This window comes from Bradyrhizobium sp. 137 (assembly GCF_023074095.1).
In the GTDB taxonomy this organism is placed as follows: domain Bacteria; phylum Pseudomonadota; class Alphaproteobacteria; order Rhizobiales; family Xanthobacteraceae; genus Bradyrhizobium.
This window is the reverse complement of sequence record NZ_JADPKU010000127.1, coordinates 215,567-234,142: the sequence shown is the minus strand read 5'-3', so window position 1 is coordinate 234,142 and position 18,576 is coordinate 215,567. Positions and strand designations below refer to the sequence as shown.

Genomic DNA, 18,576 nt, shown 5'->3' with positions numbered 1-18,576 from the left:
CCCCATCAGGCCTTGGCAGGACAAACTCCCAAGGCCTTCGCCGCTACCAAGACCACCGCGATCCAATCAGCGAATTATTGAACATCGACAATTGCGAGCCAACGGGCCCGCGCCAAGCGCGGCCCGATGGCAGGCTCAGCCAAGCAATCCAGAGTCCCTCCGCGGTGATAGACTGGATTGCTTCGCTACGCTCGCAATGACGGTGGAGAGAGCCGCGCCCCTTTCAAATCTTGCACTCGCGGAAGCAAAGAGAGCGCATCCCACCGCGCCAATTCCCTCGCATTTTAGCAATTGCCTTGAAGGAAATTTCGCTCCTCACAGGGCAGGCTCGATTGCTTCCATGTGTGAGGATTGCGGATGAAGGTTTCTACCGTTGCGCCGCCGCCGATCGCGATCGTGGTTCCGAACTACGACACGACCAAGCAGCAGGACGATCAGGCCAAGGTCAAGGACGAGGATCCGACCTATAAGCCGCAGCCGCCCGCGCCGTTGCCGCCCGGTCAGGGCACGCGGATCGATCAGCTCGCCTGATCAGGCTTGCCAAGGCAGAAGCGCCCGATCCGGTCGATCGAGCCTTTGGTGCATCCGGCCGCATCTTTGCCGGATAGCGGGACCATGATCGGGCGCGGTCATCCCGGGATCCTGCGCATGATCGCACGCTTCCTGTTGCAGAACACGATCTTCGTCGTCGGCATGGGCGCGCTGTTGTTCGCCTCCGCCGGAACGTGGCACTGGCCTTCGGCCTGGGTGCTCCTCGCCACCTCTGCCCTGCTCGGTCCGCTCTGCGGCTGGTGGCTCTACCGGATCGATCCGGCGCTGCTCGCCGAACGTCTGCGGCCGGTTCTACAACGGGATCAGCCCGCCGCCGACAAGATCTTCGTGACTGTCTTCGTCATCACGATGTTCGCCTGGCTGGCGCTGATAGGTTTCGACCGACGCATTCAATCCTCCGAGATGCCGGTTGCGTTCCAGATCCTCGGCCTCGTGTTGTTCCTGGCTTCGACGCTGTTCACAATGTGGGTCTTCCGCGAGAACTCGTTTGCCGCCCCCGTGGTGAAGCTCCAGGCCGAGCGCGCCCAGCGGGTGATCTCGACCGGCCCCTACGCCCATGTCCGCCATCCCATGTACAGCGGCATGATCCTGTTCTTCACCGGCGTGCCGCTGCTGCTGGGGTCGTGGTGGGGACTTGCGATGCTGCCGCTTTTCGCCGCTCTGTTTGCGGTCCGCATCGGGATCGAGGAGCGCACCTTGCGCGAGGGCCTGCCGGGCTATGCGGACTATGCGGCGCGGGTGCGCTATCGCCTCGTGCCGGGCCTCTGGTGAGGGCAATCCACTGCCGTCCGACCGGCTAATTATCCAGCTCGCGATAGCGGCGGAAGATGCCCTGCTCGTTGAAGGGAATGCGGCGGTCGCTTTCGAGATAGGCCTTGATGTTCGGCCGCGCAGCGATGCGGTCGTGCAGGCCGACCAGGGTCGGAATATCCGTCTCGAACGCCTTCATGCGCCTGGGGAAGGCATAGCGGAGCCCCGCGACGATCTGGAACAGCGAGAGATCGACATAGGTCAGTCGGCGGCCGGTGACATAGGTGCCGCCACTCTCGGTGAGAAGCTGCTCGAAATAGCCGAGATATTTCGGCACGCGCTCGCTCCAGAAATCGGCGGTGCGCTTCTTCGCCGCTGGCTTCTGGTCCTCGTAATAGAGCGAGGGTCCGAGCGGATGATGGGTGTCGTGGATCTCGACGACGAGGTCGGTGACGGTGAGCTGGAGCTGGTGCACCCAGAGCCTGCCGCCTTCGGTCTTCGGCGCAAGGCCATGGCGGGCACCGAGATAGAGCAGGATGTTGGCGGTCTGGCCGATGACGAGCTTGCCCGCTTTCAGGAACGGCGGGGCAAAGGGCGGCGTGCCTTCACGCGCATTCATTATCTTCATCATCGCAGCCGTTCCGCCCGGCCCGCGTGCGACGTCGATATAAGCGGCGCCCGCCTCCTCCAGCGCCAGCCGCACATATTCACCGCGGCCCTGGATCTCGGGCCAGTAATAGAGCTCGTATTTCATGGAGACCGTCCGTGATTGCGTTGCGGCAAGTGCAGTACGCAACCACGAACGCCATGACGTGAGAAGGAGTTCCGCGCCTCAATTCGCCGCAAAACAATAGAACAGGCCGTCGCCGCCGGTGCTCTTCAGATCGGCCTGCGAGCAGCCGCCGTCGGGGCCGCGGGACGGGTGAGAGCTGTTCCACGATTTCGAGGGCTCATCGTCGCGCAAGCCCCGTCGATCGAGATGGCCAACCATCGCGGCGCCTTGTGTGCTCGATGTCCAGTTCTTGCAGGTGCGATCGTCCGGACCGCCAAACGCGGTGCCGTCTGGTTGCGATCCCGTGAGGACGTCATGCCGGTTTGGCTGGTCGCCAACACCATTGATCCCCTCGCCCTTCTCGCTGAGCGCGGTCTGCTTGGTGAGGTTGTTGGCCGGGCTGTGCAGATCGGCAACGTCCTTGGCAATCACCGCGCCCTTGGCGTTCTGCCACGGTCCCTTGCCGATGCGGTCTCGGGCGTTGATTGCCGGCTTGCCGTCGGCGGCCTGGGTCGAGAGATAGGCGCGCCAGGTTTTGTTGCCTGCGCCGGCGGCCTGAGCGAGCTTCTGGCAGTGCGCGTCGGCTCCCTCGAGGCCGCCGAGATCGGCGCCCTTGCCGAGGCCGCTTGAGGTCACGAAAAACGTCATGTCGGCCGATTGCGCCAGCGCCGATGGGGCCGCAAGCAAGGCCAATACGAGTGCGAGGCCTGAAATCGTCGAGGATTTCGCGGTGCGGATCATGGTGTCCTCCTGTTGTGGTTGTCGTTTGGCCGCCTGATTTCAACCCGACGCACGCGTGCTTATTCCGATGCGGCGATGCGAGGCGCCCCAAAGAAGAGACGCGCATAAGAAAAGGCGCCGTGCCGGAGCACGACGCCTTGGTTTCTCATGTCACGAGCGATCAGTTGGTCTGCTGGATCGCCGACAATTCCCAGCCGGTGCCCGGCCGGCGGGCGAACGTCCAGATCTCGGTCGCCTCGCCCGGCTGCTCGCTGCCGGCAACGACTGCGCCGGTGTTGCGGTCGACCGTCTTGTCGGTGAGCGCGAAGCGCAGCGCCACCGTGGCGTAGTCCGTCTCGCCTTCGCGCCAGGCTTCCGCGAGGTCGCCCTGCAACAGCTTGACGTTGGTCACCTTGTTGACGACGTTGCGCGCGCGGTTCTGGGCGAGGTCCTGCTCGAAGTACGAGACCATCTCCGGCGTCGCGAGCGTGTGCAGCTTGGCGACGTCCTCGTTCGACCAGGCGGCCTGGACCTCGCCGAGCAGGCGCTCGAACGCTTCATAGTCGTCCGGCTTGATCTCGAGCGGCGCGTTGTTGGCGCCGAAGCCCAAGCCACCGAGACCGCTGCGATAGTTCGGCTGCGGTCCGGGACCTGCGCCCGCATCAGCATTGGCATAGGCCGCCTGCGGCGAGTGACGGCGCTGCCACCAGGACATCGCCAGCCGTACCACGAGTACCACCAGCGCGATCTGGATGATCAGGCCGAGGATCGAGGACAGGCCGCCGAGGCCGCCGAACAGACCGCCGCCGAACAGCATGCCGAGCAGGCCTGCGCCGAGGAAGCCGGCCGCAAGGCCGCCCAGGAAGCCGCCGCCGCGACCGAACAGGCCGCCGCGCGCCGGCGAGGTCGCGGCCGAATTCATGCCTGCGCCCGGCTGGGTGTAGGTGCGGTTGAACTGCGAGGTCGAGCCCGGCGCGGTCGTGGTCGATGGCGGCGCCGAATAGGTCCGCGAGCCGCGCGAACCCGAGGAGAAGCCGCCGCCAGCGCGGGCGTCGGCAGACGAGATCGCCAGCGCGGTCGGCAGCGCAAGCGCCAGCACGACGGCAATCGCCTTGAAGACACTGCGGGAGCGTTGCGAGAAAGTCATGTGCGTTTCCCAAATCCCCGGCATGGGGACGTGCGCTTAAGATGGGCAGACTTCCCGAAAAGTGAAGCGGGTTTCGGAACCTGTGGCTGCGGCCCTCAGTCGCGGGGATGTGGCAAAAGCCCATATTTGGCGAGGTTTGGCCGAGTAAACGGGGGAACGGGGGTCGCTGGATACCGGCGGGTTTGCAATGCGATTTCCGCTTTCTCCCCTCGTCATTGCGGAATAACTGGAGAGGACGCGCCTCATCCCGCCTTCGTCATCGTCTCCTTCACCGCCGCCACGAGCTGGCTGAGCGTGAACGGTTTTGGCAGGAAGTCGAACTGCTGGCCTTCGGGGAGGCTCTTCTCGAACGCATCCTCGGCGTAGCCGGAGACGAAGATGAACTTGATATCCGGGTTCTTCTGCCGCATCGCCGTCAGCAGCGTCGGGCCGTCCATCTCCGGCATCACCACGTCGGAGACGACGAGATCGATCGCGCCGCTCTGCTCCTCCAGCACCTCCATGGCCTCGACGCCGTTCTCGGCCTCGACCACCGTGTAGCCGCGCGAGCGCAGGCCGCGTGCATTGAGGGCGCGCAGGCCCTCTTCGTCTTCGACGAGAAGGATGGTGCCCTGGCCAGTGAGATCGGTGCGCGGCTTGGCCTCCGCCGCCGGTGCGGCGTCCTTCGCGGCGCCATGGCTCGCGCTGACCACGGCAGCGGGCTGCTCGACCTGTAGCTCCGGCTCCGCATGATGGCGCGGCAGGAAGATATGGAACGAGGTGCCCTGCCCCGGTTCGGAATCGACGTAGATAAAACCGCCGGTCTGCTTGACGATGCCGTAAACGGTGGAAAGCCCGAGGCCGGTGCCCTTGCCCACCTCTTTCGTGGAGAAGAACGGCTCGAAAATCTTGTCGCGGATGTCGGCGGGGATGCCGGTGCCGGTGTCGGCGACCTCGATCCGGACATAGTCCGCGGCCGGCATGCCCTTGTAGGCGAGCTTGCCGGCATCGTCGCTGGTGACGTTGGCGGTGCGGATGATCAGCTTGCCACCATCAGGCATGGCATCGCGCGCGTTCACCGCGAGGTTGACGATCACCTGCTCGAACTGAGAGACGTCGACCTTGACCGGCCAGAGGTCGCGGCCGTGGACGAGATCGAGCTTGACCTTCTCGCCGATCAGCCGGCGCAGCAGCATGGTAAGATCGCTCAAAGCATCGCCGAGATCGAGCACCTGCGGCCGCAAAGTCTGCCGACGCGAGAACGCCAGCAGCTGCCGCACCAGGGTGGCGGCGCGCGTCGCGTTCTGCTTGATCTGCATGATGTCCTGGAACGACGGGTCGGTCGGTTTGTGCGCGTTCAGCAGGAAATCGTTCGCCATCATGATGGCGGAGAGCACGTTGTTGAAGTCGTGGGCGATGCCGCCGGCGAGCTGGCCGACGGTCTCCATCTTCTGCGACTGGTTGATCTGGTTCTCCAGCGCGCGCCGCTCGGTGGTCTCGAGCATGTGCACGATCGCGGCTTCCGCGTCATTCTCGGCCGAATCGACCGGCGTGACGAAGAACTGGCCCCAGCGCTCCTTGGTCCCTTCCAGCGCCACTTCGACCGGCGCGACGTCGGCCTGGCCTTCGGCGGCCTGGTTGATGGCCGCGATCAAAAGGTGCCGGTCGCGCGAACTGACCGCGCGGAAGATCGACTTAGAGGCGCTGTCGAGCCCCAAGGCTTGCCCAAGCTTGGCGTAGCGGGCGTTGGAGCGCACGACGTTGCCGGCGCGGTCGACGGTCGCGATTGCCATCGGCGTGTGGTCGAAGAAGCGCATGAAGCGCACTTCGGCGGCGCGGTCGGGATCGCTGCGCTCGTCGCGGGCACGGCTGATCACGAGCGTGCGCGACGGCCCCGGCGCGCCGTCGGCGCCGAAGGCAAGCTTGTGATAGAGCCGCACCGGCATGGTCTTGCCCGTGCGCATGCGCAGGTCGATATCGAAGACCTCGGTCTTCACCTCGCCAGGTACCGCCACGATCGAGGTCAGCAGCGAGGCGCCGTCGCCGGAGACGATGTCGGTAAGCTTCAATCCGCCCGAGCCGATCTCGGCGAGGTCGTAGTCGAGCCAGTTCGCCAGCGTCGCGTTGACATAAGCGAGCTCGCCGGCCGGATTGACCGAGAAGAAGCCGCACGGCGCGTGATCGAGATATTCGATCGCGTGCTGGAGCTCCTGGAACACGTCCTCCTGGCGCTCCCGATCGCGGGTGATGTCGGCGATCGACCACACCGCATATTTCGCCTCGCGCTTGCCGGTGCCGAGCGGGCGCACCCGCATGCGCAGCCAGCGGCCCTGGTTGCCGTCATGACCGGAGATGCGCACCTCCTCCTGCTGCCGTTTGCCTTCGCGGGCGGCTTTGAGCAGGCGGAACACGGCTTCGGAGACGTCGGGGTTGCCGATAAAGACGCGCTCGACCGGACGCACGTCCTGTGGACCGGTGGCGCCGGTCAACGTCAGATAGGCCGCGTTGGAATAGACCACATGGCCGCGCGCATCGGTGACCGCGAGCCCGTCGAACGCGTGATCGGAGATGCGGCCGATGATGGGATCGTAGAGATTGCGGTCGGCGAAGCGGATGATGCCGGCGGCGAAAGCGAACAGGTTGAACAGGCCGACCATCGCCAGCACGGCGAGGATGCCGAGAATATATGGCTGCGCCTGCGCGCGCCCAAGCGTCATCAGCCCGACGGCGACCGCGACGAGCCCGGCGGCCACCAGCAGCACGAGCGCGATGCTGCCCGAGCGCGGCGACGGCTCATGCGCCGCAACGGGCTCGCGTGACAGGTCGTGGTCGGTCTCAGCAGTCATTTCACGCTGGCGTAGCCTGTCGGCAGAGAATCAACGCGCTACGGGGCGCGCAGGGTCCTCCCTGCCTGAATCGGACCCGAAGGCGCAAGGGCAGCAGGGGCGAAAGGTACGCTGATTCCCAGATTACGGCCATTTCCGGTACTTTCCGGGCATTTTATCCCCGCCCGGCGCTGAATCCGCGCTTCAGCCGCATGACGTAGCCGATGACTTCGGCGACCGCATGGTAGTGCTCGGTCGGGATTTCCTCATCGATGTCGACGGTGGCGTAGAGCGCGCGGGCGAGCGGCACGTTCTCGACAATCGGAATGTCGTGCTCGCGCGCGATTTCCCGGATCTTGAAGGCGAGGTTGTCGACGCCCTTGGCGACGCAGACCGGCGCCGACATGCCGCGCTCGTAGGACAGCGCCACCGAATAGTGGGTCGGGTTGGTGATGATCACGGAGGCCTTGGGAACCGCCGCCATCATGCGCTTCTTGGCGCGCTGCTGCCGCAGTTGCCGGATCTTGCCCTTGATGTGCGGGTCGCCTTCGGACTGCTTGTACTCTTCTTTGATCTCCTGGAGCGACATCTTCTGCCGCTGGAACCAGCTTCGGTACTGGAAGAAATAGTCGGCGATGGCGACGATCGCGAGCGCCGCCACCACTGCCCCGAGCAGATGGATGGTCATGCTGATGGTGGCTCCGAGCATGGCAGCCGGATCGAGCTTGACCATCGCTTCCATGCGGTGCCGCTCCGGCCACAGGATCATGGCCATGACGACGCCGAGCCCGATCAGCTTGCCGAGACCTTTCAGGAAGTTCGCCGCCGCCTGCTTGCCGAAGATGCGCTTGAAGCCGGCACCGGGCGAGATTTTGCTGAATTTGGGTTTCAGCGATTCGGCGGACCACACCAGGCGATGCTGGAGCATGTTGCCGGCAATCGCCGCCAGCACCAGCATCAAGAGGGGCACGCCGATCGCGGCGAGCACGGCGAACTCGATCTGCTGCATCAGCGCGAGCAGAGCCCTGCCGTCGGTCTTGATCATCCAGGAATTGGCGAGCAGGTTGCGCATCGGCGTCAATAGCCCGCTGCCGACCGAGGCCGAGAAGGTCGAGACCACGAGCGTGCCGCCCGCCATCATGAACCAGGTGTTGATCTCCTGGCTCTTGGCGACGTCGCCACGTTCGAGTGCATCGTCGAGGCGCTTTTGCGTCGGGTCTTCTGTTTGACTCTCCGGATCGTTGTCCTCCGCCATCGATCGATCCCTATCATTTGAGCGGCATCATCTGGTGCATGACACCGATGAAGTAATCCAGATACGTACCCATCATCGCCGTGAGCACCACGGCGAGCACCAGAAAGCCCGCGAAGATCGACAGTGGCACGCCGACGAAATAGACCTGCATCTGCGGCATCAGCCGCGCCAGCACCCCGAGCCCGATGTTGAAGACGAGGCCGAACACCAGAAACGGTCCGGAGAGCTGCAAGCCGAGGCGAAAGGCGGCGGCGAAGGCCCGCGTTGCCAGCGAGGCGACATCGCCGCTCGAGACGGTCTCGCCCGGTGCGAAGATCGTGTAGCTGTCGTTCAGCGCCGCGATCACCAGATGATGGCTATCGGTGGCAAACAACAATGTCACGCCCAGCATGGTCAGGAAATTGCCGACCAGCACGCCCTGCTGTCCCTGCGTCGGATCGACCGAGGTGACGAAGCCGAGTCCCATCTGCTGCGCGATCACGGAGCCGGCGACTTGCAGGGCCGAGAGCGTCACACGGGCGGTCGCACCCAGCACGATGCCGATCGCGATCTCATGCAGCATGAGGACCAGGAGCGGCGCGAGCGAGCCCATGTCGACTTGATAGGCATTGCGATGCAGCGGCAGGATGATCAGCGTGAGCAGCAGCGCGATCGACAGCTTGATCCGCGTCGGAATGTTGGTCTCGCCCAGGCCGGGCAGCAGCATCACCATCGCACCGACCCGGGCGAAGGCGAGCATGAAGGAAGCGGCAAGCGCCGGCAGCAGCGAGATGTCGATGCGCATGACCGACGCATTGTGCCTCAGCCGCCGATGATTCGCGACGAGATCCGCAGCATGTGGGCATGGAGCGAGTCGGCCATGAACGGTAGCGCCAATAGCATCGTGGCGAAGATGGCCAGGATCTTCGGCACGTAGATCAGCGTCTGCTCCTGGATCTGCGTCAGCGCCTGGAACAGCGACACGATGACGCCGACCACGAGGCCGACCACCATCAGCGGCGACGACACGATCACGATGGTCCAGATCGCATCGCGCGCGACGTCGAGGGTTTCGGGTCCGGTCATGACACAGTTCCTTTGTTCAAGTCTCATCCTCATCATTCTGACGGGAGGGAATGTTCTCTCCCCGTCATTGCGAGCGTAGCGAAGCAATCCAGACTGCCGTCTGCGGAAAGATTCTGGATTGCTTCGCTGCGCTCGCAATGACGACGGAGGCCGAAATCAGATCGGCATCTTCATGATGTCCTCATAGGCCGCGATCACGCGATCGCGGACTGAAACCAGCGTGGACACCGCGACGTCGGTGTCGGCAACCGCCGTCACCACGTCCATCACGTTGGCTTTGCCGGCGGCCATCGCCACCGTCTGCGCGTCGGACTTGCGGCCGGACTCCATGACGCTGCCGACCGCGTCTTTCAGCAGTGAAGCGAAGGATTGTCCGGTGGGCTCGCTGCCCTTGCCGGCACCGCTGTTTTCCAGCACGCGGGCGAGATTGGCGTAAGCATTGGCGGCGATTGTCGGTGATGCCATGGCTCAGATGTCCTGTTCAGCTCTTGAGGATGTCGAGCGTGCGCTGGATCATCCGGCGCGTCGCACTGATGATATTGAGATTGGCCTCGTAGGACCGCTGCGCGTCACGCATGTCCGTCATCTCGACCACCGAGTTCACGTTGGGATATTTGACATTACCGCTCGCATCGGCGGCCGGATTATTCGGCTCGTATTTGACGCGGAAGTTGGACTGGTCCGGCTTGATCCTGCCGAGCGTGACAACCTGCGCGTCGAGCGTGCGGTCGAGCGCGGACGAAAAGGTCGGCACCTTGCGCCGGTAGGGCTCGCCGCCAGCGGTCTGCGAGGTCGAATCCGCGTTCGCGATGTTCTCCGAGATCACCCGCATGCGGCCGGCCTGCGCCCGGAGGCCGGAGGTCGCGATCGCCATCGAGCGGGCAAAGTCGCTGCTGTCATTGGCCATGATGCGTCTCTAGCTCTTCCGTTCCGGGATCATGCTCTAGCCCTTGCCGATCGCGGTCTTGAGCAGACGCAGGCTCTTGGAATAGAGCGAGGTCGCCGCCGCGTAGTCCATCTGGTTGCTGGCGGCCTTCATCATCTCCTCTTCGAGATTGACGGCGTTGCCGGCAGGGCGGGTCTCAAAACCCGCATTCTTGTTCTGGTCGAATGCGGAGGCCGCCCCTAGCGGCGTCATGTGAGAGGCGCTGGTGCGGGCAAGGGCCAGCGGCCCCATCGAGCCTGTGACGGCGCCGGTCCTGTCGAGCTTAGGCTCGACCAAGTCGCGGGGCCGGAATTTGGGGGTATCGGAGTTGGAGACGTTCTCGGACAGGACGCGCTGGCGCTCCTGGTGCCACTGCATCTTGGTCCGAAGCGCCGACAGCACCGGGAGGTCGTTAATGGACATCGTTGCGGCTCCTTCCACCCCTTGCGGACCTTGAGATCCGAAGCTAGGCAGAATTTGCCGCCTGTATGGTTAACAGCTGGTTAAAGACATCACAGGCACCGGTTCCCCGATGGACACGACAGGCGGGCAGTTCCGATTCGACCTTTCCAAAAGTGGCATTAACCCAACCATTTGGCGGCGCGTACACGGGCCAAGAAGTCGTTTTGGATCGAGCGATTCATGGGTTATTAAGAGTTGGGGACGGCAAAACTTGCCGTGGAACGTTAAGAGATCGCAGTTTGGGGCATCGTATGCCGGTGGTTGGCGCGTCTGACCACGGGCACGAGAAAAGCGCCATTTGTCGGGGACAAGTATGCAAGGCAGCCCTATCACCTTCATCGTCGCGTTCATCGTCGTTCTGGCGTTGATCGGCGTCGCTGCATGGCTGGTTCGCCGATTCGCCAGCAGCCGGCTGGGCGCCAACACCCAGCGCGGCAGGATGCCCCGACTCGCCGTGATCGATGCCGCCGCCGTCGACGGCCGGCGGCGCCTGGTGCTGGTCCGGCGCGACAATGTCGAGCATCTCCTGATGATCGGCGGCCCGACGGACATCGTTGTCGAGCCCAATATCGTTCGCGCCGGGTCCGGCCGCGACCAGTTTCCGCAGCGCTCCAGCGCTGCCGAACCGCCGCGCCTCGCCCCCATGCCCGATTCCGGCGCCTGGGCCGACGAAGCGCCGCGACCCGAACTGCTCGATCACCCCGAGCCGCAAATGCCCGAGCCGCCGCCACGGCCCGCGCGCCCGTCCTTCGCCGACGAGGTGCGCCGGCCCGCTCCCGCGCCGGCCGAGCGCCGCGGCGATCCCCTGGCCGGCTTCCCGCCCGAGCCGATCGCGCCACGGCCCGAGCGCGAACCACGGCCCGAGCCGCTGCCGCCGCGCATCGCCCGCAGCGAGCCGCCGTTGATGCCGCGTCCGCCGCGCCACAACGACCCGGGGAAGGTGCCGCCGGTGCGCGCCGAGCGTGCGGCGCCGCCGCCGCCTCCACCGATTCCACAGGCGGCTCCGCCGGCCCCTGCCCCGGCCGCCACGAGCGCCGAGCAGAATCTCGCCGAAATGGCCCAGCGGCTCGAAGCTGCGCTGCGGCGCCCGGCCGGCGAGACGGTCGCGCCTCCGGTTGCGCCGGAACCGCCGGCCGCTCCCCCACGCGCGGCACGGAGCGATCCGCCGGCGCCACCGGCCCCGCCCGCAAAGCCGGCCACGGAAAAGACCAGCTTTGAAAATCTGGAAGACGAGATGGCGTCCCTGCTCGGCCGTCCGAAGCCGTCTTCGTGAGGTTGCCGGCCCTCCCGCGTAGAGTTCTTTTTCTTTCTGTCCTAATCGGCGCGGCCTCGCTCGCGAGCCTTTCGCATGCGCAGGACATCAGCATCAATCTCGGCGGAGGTCCGGGTGGCGGCGGCGTCACCGAGCGGGCGATCCAGCTCATCGCCCTGCTCACGGTGCTGTCGATCGCGCCGTCGATCCTGATCATGATGACGTCGTTCACGCGCATCGTGGTCGTGCTGTCGCTGCTGCGCACGGCTATGGGCACGGCGACCGCCCCGCCGAACTCGGTGATCATTGCGCTGGCGATGTTCCTCACCTTCTTCGTGATGGGACCGGTCCTGCAGAAATCCTACGACGAGGGCATCCGCCCGCTCGTCGCCAACCAGATCGGCGTCGAGGACGCACTCCAGCGCGCCTCGGTGCCCTTGCGCGGCTTCATGCAGAAGAACGTGCGCGAGAAGGACCTCAAGCTATTCCTGGATCTCTCCGGCGAGGCACTGCCGGCCACGCCTGACGATCTCGCACTGCGCATCCTGGTCCCCGCCTTCATGATCTCCGAGCTGAAGCGCGCCTTCGAGATCGGCTTCCTGTTGTTTCTACCCTTCCTGATCATCGACCTCGTCGTTGCCTCAGTGCTGATGTCGATGGGCATGATGATGCTGCCACCAGCAACGATCTCGCTGCCGTTCAAGCTGATCTTCTTCGTGCTGGTCGACGGCTGGTCGCTGGTGGCGGGAAGCCTGGTGCAGAGCTACGGGGGGTGATGGGGCGTTCGGCGGCAGCTTCGCGCGACGGATCCTCTCCACTCCAGCGCTGGCCTCTCCCCGTCATTGCGAGGAGCCCTTGCGACGAAGCAATCCAGACTGCCGCTGCGAAAAGACTCTGGATTGCTTCGACTGAGCCTGTCATCGGACCGCGCTTCGCGCGGGCCCGTGGCTCGCAATGACGGAGAATGCGGCGCTCTCACAGGCCGCGCTTCGCGCGGCATCAGTCCCCTACCGCGTCATCTTGATCTGCCGCACGACCGGGATCGTGGGCAGCGAGCCGGTGTGGTCCGTCTCGTCCTTGGCCTGCGGCGCGCTAGGTGCGCGGGCGGTGGCGTCAGGGAAGCGCTGCTTCATCTCCCGTAGGAAGCCGTCGAGCGTATCGACGCTGGCGGCAAGCTTGGCGATCTCGGCGAATTCGGCGCTCGAGGCCGCGGCGGGCTTGCTGGCGATGTCGAAGGCGAGACGGTCGGCGCTCTCGCTCATCAGCGGGGCGTATTTCTCGCGGAAGCGCGACAGGCCGATCGAATCGTCGGCGAGCGCGTAGCCGACTGCGGCACGGATGATGTCGCTCTTCTCGACCGCATTGAGCGGCTTGAAGTCACGGAAGCGCTCGCCGTAATAGAGCTCGATCTGCTCGGCGGATTCGCGCCAGCGCCGCGCGGCCCAGAAGATATCGGAGCGCAGGCGCAGCACTTCGCGCCCGGAGACGTTGGAGACGATATCGAGCGCCAGATCGTGACGGCCGACGTCGCTCTGCGCCCGCCCCTCCAGGAGGAGGCGCTGCTGCCTGAGCTCGCCGGCGAGATCGCTGATGCGGCTCGCGCGCAGCGCGGTGATCGCCATGTCGGGCTTGCGGTTGGCGAGATAGATCATGGCAAGGCGCGCGGCGACCTGGGCGCGGGCGGCGCCTTCGAGGCGGTGATCGACCTGGTATTGCAGAAGCTCGGCGGCCTGGTCGAGCAGATCGACTGAGGCGAGACGATCGGCGAGACGGCGGATCAGCTCGTCGCCGCGGCGGCCGATCGGTGTGAGCTCGCGGAACTCGTAGAACATCCCGAGCGCCTCGACCGGCGGCAGATCGTCGCCCTTTGGTCCTAAGAAGATCTGCGTGAACAGGTCGGAGGCGAGATCCTGCGCCTGGCGCGAGGCTTCCGCGTTCGGCTGGAGCTTCGTCGCGGTGCGCGCCGCCGTGAGCGCGTCCCGGTAGCGCCCGTTCTCGGCATAGAGCTGCGACAGCATCTGCAGCGTCTTGACCTCGATCGCATCGCCGCGCCAGGTCATCGATAGCGTCTCGAGCTCGCGCAGCGCTTCTTCCTTGCCGATCTCGTCACGCTTCTGGCGCAGCGCGACCTCGAGCTGCTTGGCCTCGGCCGCTGCCGGTCGGTCGCTCGAGGCGACCGCGTATTTGTAGTCGTCGAGCGCATCCTTGTCGTGGCCGAGTGCCTCGGCGAGCCGGCCCCGCAGCACGGCGAAGCCGGGCGCAGCTTCGGGCGAGACGCCGACCACCTCGAGCTCGCTGCGGCGCTTGGAGGCGCCGGCATAGTCCTTCACCTCGAGCGCGGCGCGCATCGCGTCCATCGTCACGATGCGCTGGATGTCGAGCGGCAGCGAGGCGATGGCGAACTCGACGTTCTTGAATTTCTCGCGCGCGTCCGCCCATTTGCCCTGGCGCGCATAGGCGAGCGCCTTCCAGAGCTGGGAATCATGGCTGTTGCCGATCACGGGACTGGCGAGGTCCTTCAGGCCCTGCGCCGGCCGGCCGATCAGGATGTTCGCGATCGCATGCATGATCAGCGCGCCGCTCTCCTCCTTGTTGAGGGGATCGCTCAGCATCAGGTCCGTCACGGCCTTGGCCTCGTGATACATGGCCCGCGACATGTAGAACTGCGCGAGGTCGAGCCGCGGCAGCGACCGCAGCGCGGGCTCGACGGCCGAGATCGCCGTCGTCAGCTCGCTCTGGCGCGTCCAGAAATTCTCCGACTGCCCCTTGCGCCAGCCTTCAGGACTGAAGATCGGGCGCACCGCGGTCGGGGCGCGCTCGGCCGAGATGTCCACCGGCGACAGCGTCAGCCCGCCCTTCTTGCCGAGAATGACCTTGTCGGCGCCGACCTCGACCCCGACCTCGTCGGAGTTCGGCCGGATCGCGATGCCGTGCGCCGATTCCAGCAGCGAGAGATCGACCAGGTCCTGCCGCTTGATGAAACCACGCACCGGCCGCTGCGCCGTGACGACATAGAGCGTATCGCCGGCATCAGGGTCGGTGAGCTTGTGCAGCAGGCCTGGATTGGCGAAGGGGATCGCGATGTTGGCGAGCGCAGGATCGGTGATGTTGCGCGACATCATCAGCGGCAGCGGCGTCGCCTGGATCTTGTCGGCGAGCGTCAATAGCCAGTTGGTCTCCTTGCCGACCTCCTCGCTCGTCAGCGAGTAGACCAGCGGACGGGTGAGGCGGATGTGAACCGCCTGCCCCTTGTCGAGCGGCACGCAACCGACCTCGCCAATCATCGCCCCGCCCTTGCTGCGGATCGCCTCGACATCGATCGGCCTCAGTGTATCGAACACCAGCCAGACCGTATCGCCGCGGCGGAACGCCGCCGCAGGCGTTGCGACCTGAAGCGGGAACGTGACGCGCAGGCCGTCGCTGTCACGGCGCACATCGACGCCGGCAATACCGGGCTGCACAGCCGCCGGCCCCTGCGCAGGAGCAGCTTTCGGAGCTTCCTTGACGGATTCCTTGGCCGGCTCTTTCGCAGCTTCCTTTACAACCTCTTTCGGTGCTTCGGCAGGGGCGGCTTCGGCAACGTGCGGCGCCGGCTTCGAGGCTTCCATGGGCGCTGCCGGAGCGTGCGCAGCCTCAGTCGCGGGCACCGGTTTCGGCGCTTCGACCGTCGGCATCGCGGCGAGCCCTTCCGGCTTCACCTCGGGCTTGACGTCGGGCTTTGCCTCTATTCTGGCTTCACGCGCGATCGTCTCGGACGTCGGCGGCACGATGTCGCGATGAGCGTCCTTCGGCTTCTCGGCCGCCGGCTTTTCAGGCGCAGGCGCAGGTCCGTGAGATGCGGGCTTGACCTGCGCGATCGCCGCCTCGGGGGTCGCCGCCGCTCTGCCCCTGTCCGGCTGGAAGGCGATGTCGACAATATAGTTCTTCTCGTCGCGGAACGAGTGCACGTCGGAATCGCCGATCAGAGCGATCTCGACACTGGTCTGGTCGATGTCGGCCTTCTGCTTGATCGAGGCGACGTTCGGCGGCGCAGCAACGACCGCATCCGCCAGATCGAAATTGAGGTTGGCGTTGAACGCGAGCGTGAGCTTCTGCTCGTTGAGCACGGAGGACACGCCGACGCCGTCGGGCATCTCGAACACGAAGCGGACGAAGGTCGGCTGCACCGAGGCGCGGACGCGGATCTGCGGACGCTTCTTGGCCTCGGCCGCGGCGCGCTGGGCGCGCAGCGCACGTTCGGCGACGCGCGCGCGCTCGGCCAGCTCCTTGACCACCTCCATCGGCAGGCTCGGCGGCGGCCCCTTCCAACCCTCCGGCAACAGGTCGATGAAGGTGCGCTCGCCGGCATTCATGGTGTTGACGGTGACCCGGCGCGCCAGCGACAGGCGGATGGCGCCGCCATCGGGATCGCGCCGGGCGGAGTTGACGTAGTCGGGCGCGCCTTCCGGAACGCGGTCGACGGGAACGTCGACGGACCGGTCGAAACGGATCACGAGAATGGAGCCGGCCGTCGTCACCTCGGAGGGAACGTCCTCGCCGAGCTTGATCACGAGACGGGCAAAACCGCCACCGGCGGAAAAGCTCGCTTCGCCCCTGACAGGATCGGCCGCCCGGGCAGGCGCAGCGAAACCGATCAGCAGGCAGGCCGCGAGCACCGCGTTGCGGATATGACGCGACAGCCCCAGCGCCAGGGCGCGGGCTCGCGATACAAATCCAGCGGCAGCCTTTCGCGCCATTAGCGGCATTTCTTCCGGTCTGACAATCCATGCCGGCAATCGCGCCGGCCGGTGCCGTCGACTGTAGGTCTCGCCAATTAAGGACTTGTTAATGCTATATCTTGATTTGCTGTGGAGAGAGCACGCCTCGTCAAATCGAGCGTGGGCGGTCCGCCAGCTTTGGATTTGAGACGCAGGCGGTTAAGGAATTGTTCACACCTGCCCAACTGCGCTGCCGCCACCAGTCAATCGTTCGAGGGCACTCCATAGCGGGCAAAGTCCTCGCGGATTCCAGCGTCGATTCTTCTTGCCGCCGAAATATCGCTATCGCCGCCAGCTCTGTCGCCGAGCTTGAGTCTGGCAACCCCGCGGCCGTAGAGCGCGCTCGCAAGCTTGGGCATGAACCGCAGCGCCGAGTTGTAATCATCGATAGCCGCGGAGAGTTGCCCCATTTTCAGGTTTATCAGAGCTCGCGAATCGTATGTTGCGGCGTTGTTTGCTTCGAATAGAAGCGCTCTGTTGCAGTCTTCCAGCGCAGCCTGCAAAGCCCCGAGGACGGCCCGGGCCCAACAGCGTCCGCTCCACATCGCCTCGAGATTCGGATCGAGGCGAATTGCCTCGTCATAGTCCTGCGCTGCACGGTCGTACGCATTCCTCTTCAGGTAGGCCGCCGCACGGTTGGCAAAAGCAGCGGCATAGTTCGGGTTGAGCTTGAGCGCCTCCTCAAAAGCGCCAAGGGCCAGGTCGTACGCGCCCGTTCTTAGATAGGCCACGCCGAGGTTGTTGAAGGCTTTCGGATAATTCGGGTTAAGCCTGGTCGCTTCAACGAAATCCTTGATCGCGCGTTCATAGTTGTTTTTGGCGCTGTAGGCATTGCCCCTGTTGTTGTGGGCGACAGCGAAGCCGTTCGCCGTCCCATCGCCGGCATCGATAAAGGCCGTGCAACCATCGATCCGAGCTTCGGGCGACACGCGGTCTGAGCCGTTACACAGTTCAACATTCTTCAGGGAGCTGCCCTTCTTCGGCTTCTGCGCCCAGCCCGACGAACCGGACAGCACAAGGATAACAATGAGCATCACGGCCTTGATCAAACTGGCTCTTGCGGTCATTTCCACACCAGGCGTCCGACTCCGACAGCGAGCGAAGCGCTAATCCTGATCTCTCTGCCCGGCCGGCGCTGCGCGCGCATTACCGCGGCTTCGGGCCAAGCAAAGTTCTCAGCATCCCCGACAGATGTTGAGCCTGCGATTGCTGCTTCGATCAGGCTCCGGCGCCGCGGATGTCGCCGGCTTCTTCAGGAGCTTACTTTTGCCCTCTTCGATCAGGGTCGAAAACTTGACCGACCCATCATCCGAAATCTCGATATGCGGCGTCGTGCCTCGGATTCCCAGCGTGGCGACGGGAGTCTCGACCTTCATGTCGCCGGTCTTTGCGACACTGCCAGCAACGAACGTGAACGTGCCCCTGGCGAGATTGAACAGGGTTGCATTGGAATTGCCGGCCGGCTCATACACATAATGATCCAACACCATACGGGCGTTGCTCGATAGATTGAACGAGCTGCCGTCGGTGAAGTTGATTCCCACTCGGCCATCGGCCCCGGTCAGCACCACATCACCGAGATATACAGGATCACCGGTGTTGGCCCGGCCGGGCTCACTCGAGACATTCGCCTGAACGACCACTGCGCTCGCATGCTCGATGGTGACCCAGCCTGTGGCCACCACCACCTTCCCAATCGGTTTCGATGACGAGGTAGCAAGGGCGGGCTTGGCGGAATCGATTTGCCCTCGAGCCGCACTCGGCAAGAAATTGGCAAGCGCCAAAACAAGGCCGGTTGCCAAAGCGACCATCGTAGGTTTGCACATGATCCCCCCTTTCTGAGAAGATCTTGTCGGTCGGCATCGGCGGCGCATTGAAGCCGCGAACGCAGCACAACAAATATAATTGTTGTTTAATTAGTTTAATTGACTTAATTTATATCCAATATTGCGAAAGCGCCACCTATTTAAATCGTTTGTCAATGCAATCACTTTGGCGGGAGGGGCATGTCGGGAATGACAGTACGGCATCGCCGTCCCCGAGAATGCGTCTCTCTCTAGAGCGGATTTGATTATTTCGGCGGGCGAGCCTCGGCTGCCAGCGCCTGGGATATCT

The 18,576-nt window shown here is 64.6% G+C and carries 17 protein-coding genes; 4 read left to right on the top strand and 13 right to left on the bottom strand.

The genetic code is table 11. The annotated features are described in order from the left end of the window. Positions 1–357: 357 nt before the first annotated feature. Positions 358–531 carry a hypothetical protein gene (locus IVA78_RS32185; RefSeq protein WP_247278050.1) on the top strand — a complete coding sequence of 58 codons (174 nt, stop codon included), beginning with the start codon at positions 358–360 and terminating at the stop codon, positions 529–531. A 117-nt stretch (positions 532–648) separates the two neighbouring features. After that, the gene (locus tag IVA78_RS32180; protein ID WP_247449156.1) at positions 649–1,323 is read left to right on the top strand and encodes an isoprenylcysteine carboxylmethyltransferase family protein; all 675 of its coding nucleotides are present in this window, start codon (positions 649–651) and stop codon (positions 1,321–1,323) included. Positions 1,324–1,348: 25 nt separating this feature from the next. On the opposite strand, the gene IVA78_RS32175 is transcribed toward IVA78_RS32180, so the two are convergent. The 10 genes from IVA78_RS32175 to flgB form a co-directional block, all read right to left on the bottom strand. Continuing rightward, positions 1,349–2,056, bottom strand: a complete 708-nt coding sequence (locus IVA78_RS32175) for a glutathione S-transferase (protein WP_247278051.1) — start codon at positions 2,054–2,056, stop codon at positions 1,349–1,351. Between the two features lie 78 nt (positions 2,057–2,134). Then, entirely contained in the window at positions 2,135–2,815 is a 681-nt protein-coding gene (locus IVA78_RS32170) for a lectin (RefSeq protein ID WP_247421825.1), read from the bottom strand. Between the two features lie 160 nt (positions 2,816–2,975). After that, positions 2,976–3,965: a Tim44 domain-containing protein gene (locus IVA78_RS32165; RefSeq protein ID WP_247278053.1), complete on the bottom strand. Its 990-nt coding sequence runs from the start codon at positions 3,963–3,965 to the stop codon at positions 2,976–2,978. 218 nt (positions 3,966–4,183) lie between these two features. Next, positions 4,184–6,766: a PAS domain-containing protein gene (locus IVA78_RS32160; RefSeq protein WP_247449105.1), complete on the bottom strand. Its 2,583-nt coding sequence runs from the start codon at positions 6,764–6,766 to the stop codon at positions 4,184–4,186. A gap of 154 nt (positions 6,767–6,920) precedes the next feature. Continuing rightward, positions 6,921–8,000, bottom strand: a complete 1,080-nt coding sequence (flhB, locus tag IVA78_RS32155; protein WP_247421828.1) for a flagellar biosynthesis protein FlhB — start codon at positions 7,998–8,000, stop codon at positions 6,921–6,923. 13 nt (positions 8,001–8,013) lie between these two features. Further along, a complete protein-coding gene (gene fliR, locus IVA78_RS32150) occupies positions 8,014–8,784 on the bottom strand; it encodes a flagellar biosynthetic protein FliR (protein ID WP_247278056.1) in 771 nt (256 codons plus the stop codon). Positions 8,785–8,801: 17 nt separating this feature from the next. Next, a complete protein-coding gene (fliQ, locus tag IVA78_RS32145; RefSeq protein WP_011088555.1) occupies positions 8,802–9,065 on the bottom strand; it encodes a flagellar biosynthesis protein FliQ in 264 nt (87 codons plus the stop codon). 156 nt (positions 9,066–9,221) lie between these two features. Further along, on the bottom strand, positions 9,222–9,530 hold the full coding sequence (gene fliE / locus IVA78_RS32140; RefSeq protein ID WP_247278057.1) for a flagellar hook-basal body complex protein FliE: 309 nt from the start codon (positions 9,528–9,530) through the stop codon (positions 9,222–9,224). 16 nt (positions 9,531–9,546) lie between these two features. Further along, positions 9,547–9,972, bottom strand: coding sequence for a flagellar basal body rod protein FlgC (gene flgC / locus IVA78_RS32135; protein WP_247278058.1), 426 nt, complete (start codon positions 9,970–9,972; stop codon positions 9,547–9,549). 36 nt (positions 9,973–10,008) lie between these two features. After that, positions 10,009–10,413 carry a flagellar basal body rod protein FlgB gene (gene flgB / locus IVA78_RS32130; protein ID WP_247278059.1) on the bottom strand — a complete coding sequence of 135 codons (405 nt, stop codon included), beginning with the start codon at positions 10,411–10,413 and terminating at the stop codon, positions 10,009–10,011. Positions 10,414–10,765: 352 nt separating this feature from the next. Between flgB and IVA78_RS32125 the strand changes: the two genes are divergently transcribed. Both IVA78_RS32125 and fliP read left to right on the top strand, forming a co-directional pair. Beyond that, positions 10,766–11,725, top strand: coding sequence for a flagellar biosynthetic protein FliO (locus IVA78_RS32125; protein WP_247421831.1), 960 nt, complete (start codon positions 10,766–10,768; stop codon positions 11,723–11,725). After that, entirely contained in the window at positions 11,722–12,480 is a 759-nt protein-coding gene (fliP, locus tag IVA78_RS32120; RefSeq protein WP_247278061.1) for a flagellar type III secretion system pore protein FliP, read from the top strand. The genes IVA78_RS32125 and fliP overlap by 4 nt, the downstream gene beginning before the upstream one ends. A gap of 231 nt (positions 12,481–12,711) precedes the next feature. Here fliP and IVA78_RS32115 read toward each other — a convergent pair whose 3' ends face one another. The 3 genes from IVA78_RS32115 to IVA78_RS32105 all read right to left on the bottom strand — a co-directional run bounded on the left by IVA78_RS32115 (position 12,712) and on the right by IVA78_RS32105 (position 18,272). Further along, positions 12,712–16,440: a tetratricopeptide repeat protein gene (locus tag IVA78_RS32115; protein ID WP_247421832.1), complete on the bottom strand. Its 3,729-nt coding sequence runs from the start codon at positions 16,438–16,440 to the stop codon at positions 12,712–12,714. 224 nt (positions 16,441–16,664) lie between these two features. Continuing rightward, complete coding sequence (locus IVA78_RS32110; protein ID WP_346015467.1) at positions 16,665–17,510, bottom strand: tetratricopeptide repeat protein; 846 nt, start codon at positions 17,508–17,510, stop codon at positions 16,665–16,667. Between the two features lie 126 nt (positions 17,511–17,636). Continuing rightward, positions 17,637–18,272, bottom strand: a complete 636-nt coding sequence (locus IVA78_RS32105) for a FecR family protein (protein ID WP_247278064.1) — start codon at positions 18,270–18,272, stop codon at positions 17,637–17,639. Between the last annotated feature and the right edge of the window lie 304 nt (positions 18,273–18,576).

Excerpts from the sequence above, each read along its gene's own strand:
- fliQ (WP_011088555.1), bottom strand. The coding sequence starts at position 9,065 with ATGACCGGACCCGAAACCCTCGACGTCGCGCGCGATGCGATCTGGACC.
- IVA78_RS32180 (WP_247449156.1), top strand. The coding sequence starts at position 649 with ATGATCGCACGCTTCCTGTTGCAGAACACGATCTTCGTCGTCGGCATG.
- flgC (WP_247278058.1), bottom strand. The coding sequence starts at position 9,972 with ATGGCCAATGACAGCAGCGACTTTGCCCGCTCGATGGCGATCGCGACC.
- IVA78_RS32115 (WP_247421832.1), bottom strand. The coding sequence starts at position 16,440 with ATGGCGCGAAAGGCTGCCGCTGGATTTGTATCGCGAGCCCGCGCCCTG.
- IVA78_RS32175 (WP_247278051.1), bottom strand. The coding sequence starts at position 2,056 with ATGAAATACGAGCTCTATTACTGGCCCGAGATCCAGGGCCGCGGTGAA.
- flhB (WP_247421828.1), bottom strand. The coding sequence starts at position 8,000 with ATGGCGGAGGACAACGATCCGGAGAGTCAAACAGAAGACCCGACGCAA.
- fliR (WP_247278056.1), bottom strand. The coding sequence starts at position 8,784 with ATGCGCATCGACATCTCGCTGCTGCCGGCGCTTGCCGCTTCCTTCATG.
- IVA78_RS32105 (WP_247278064.1), bottom strand. The coding sequence starts at position 18,272 with ATGGTCGCTTTGGCAACCGGCCTTGTTTTGGCGCTTGCCAATTTCTTG.
- IVA78_RS32160 (WP_247449105.1), bottom strand. The coding sequence starts at position 6,766 with ATGACTGCTGAGACCGACCACGACCTGTCACGCGAGCCCGTTGCGGCG.
- IVA78_RS32170 (WP_247421825.1), bottom strand. The coding sequence starts at position 2,815 with ATGATCCGCACCGCGAAATCCTCGACGATTTCAGGCCTCGCACTCGTA.
- IVA78_RS32165 (WP_247278053.1), bottom strand. The coding sequence starts at position 3,965 with ATGCCGGGGATTTGGGAAACGCACATGACTTTCTCGCAACGCTCCCGC.
- IVA78_RS32125 (WP_247421831.1), top strand. The coding sequence starts at position 10,766 with ATGCAAGGCAGCCCTATCACCTTCATCGTCGCGTTCATCGTCGTTCTG.
- fliE (WP_247278057.1), bottom strand. The coding sequence starts at position 9,530 with ATGGCATCACCGACAATCGCCGCCAATGCTTACGCCAATCTCGCCCGC.
- IVA78_RS32185 (WP_247278050.1), top strand. The coding sequence starts at position 358 with ATGAAGGTTTCTACCGTTGCGCCGCCGCCGATCGCGATCGTGGTTCCG.
- flgB (WP_247278059.1), bottom strand. The coding sequence starts at position 10,413 with ATGTCCATTAACGACCTCCCGGTGCTGTCGGCGCTTCGGACCAAGATG.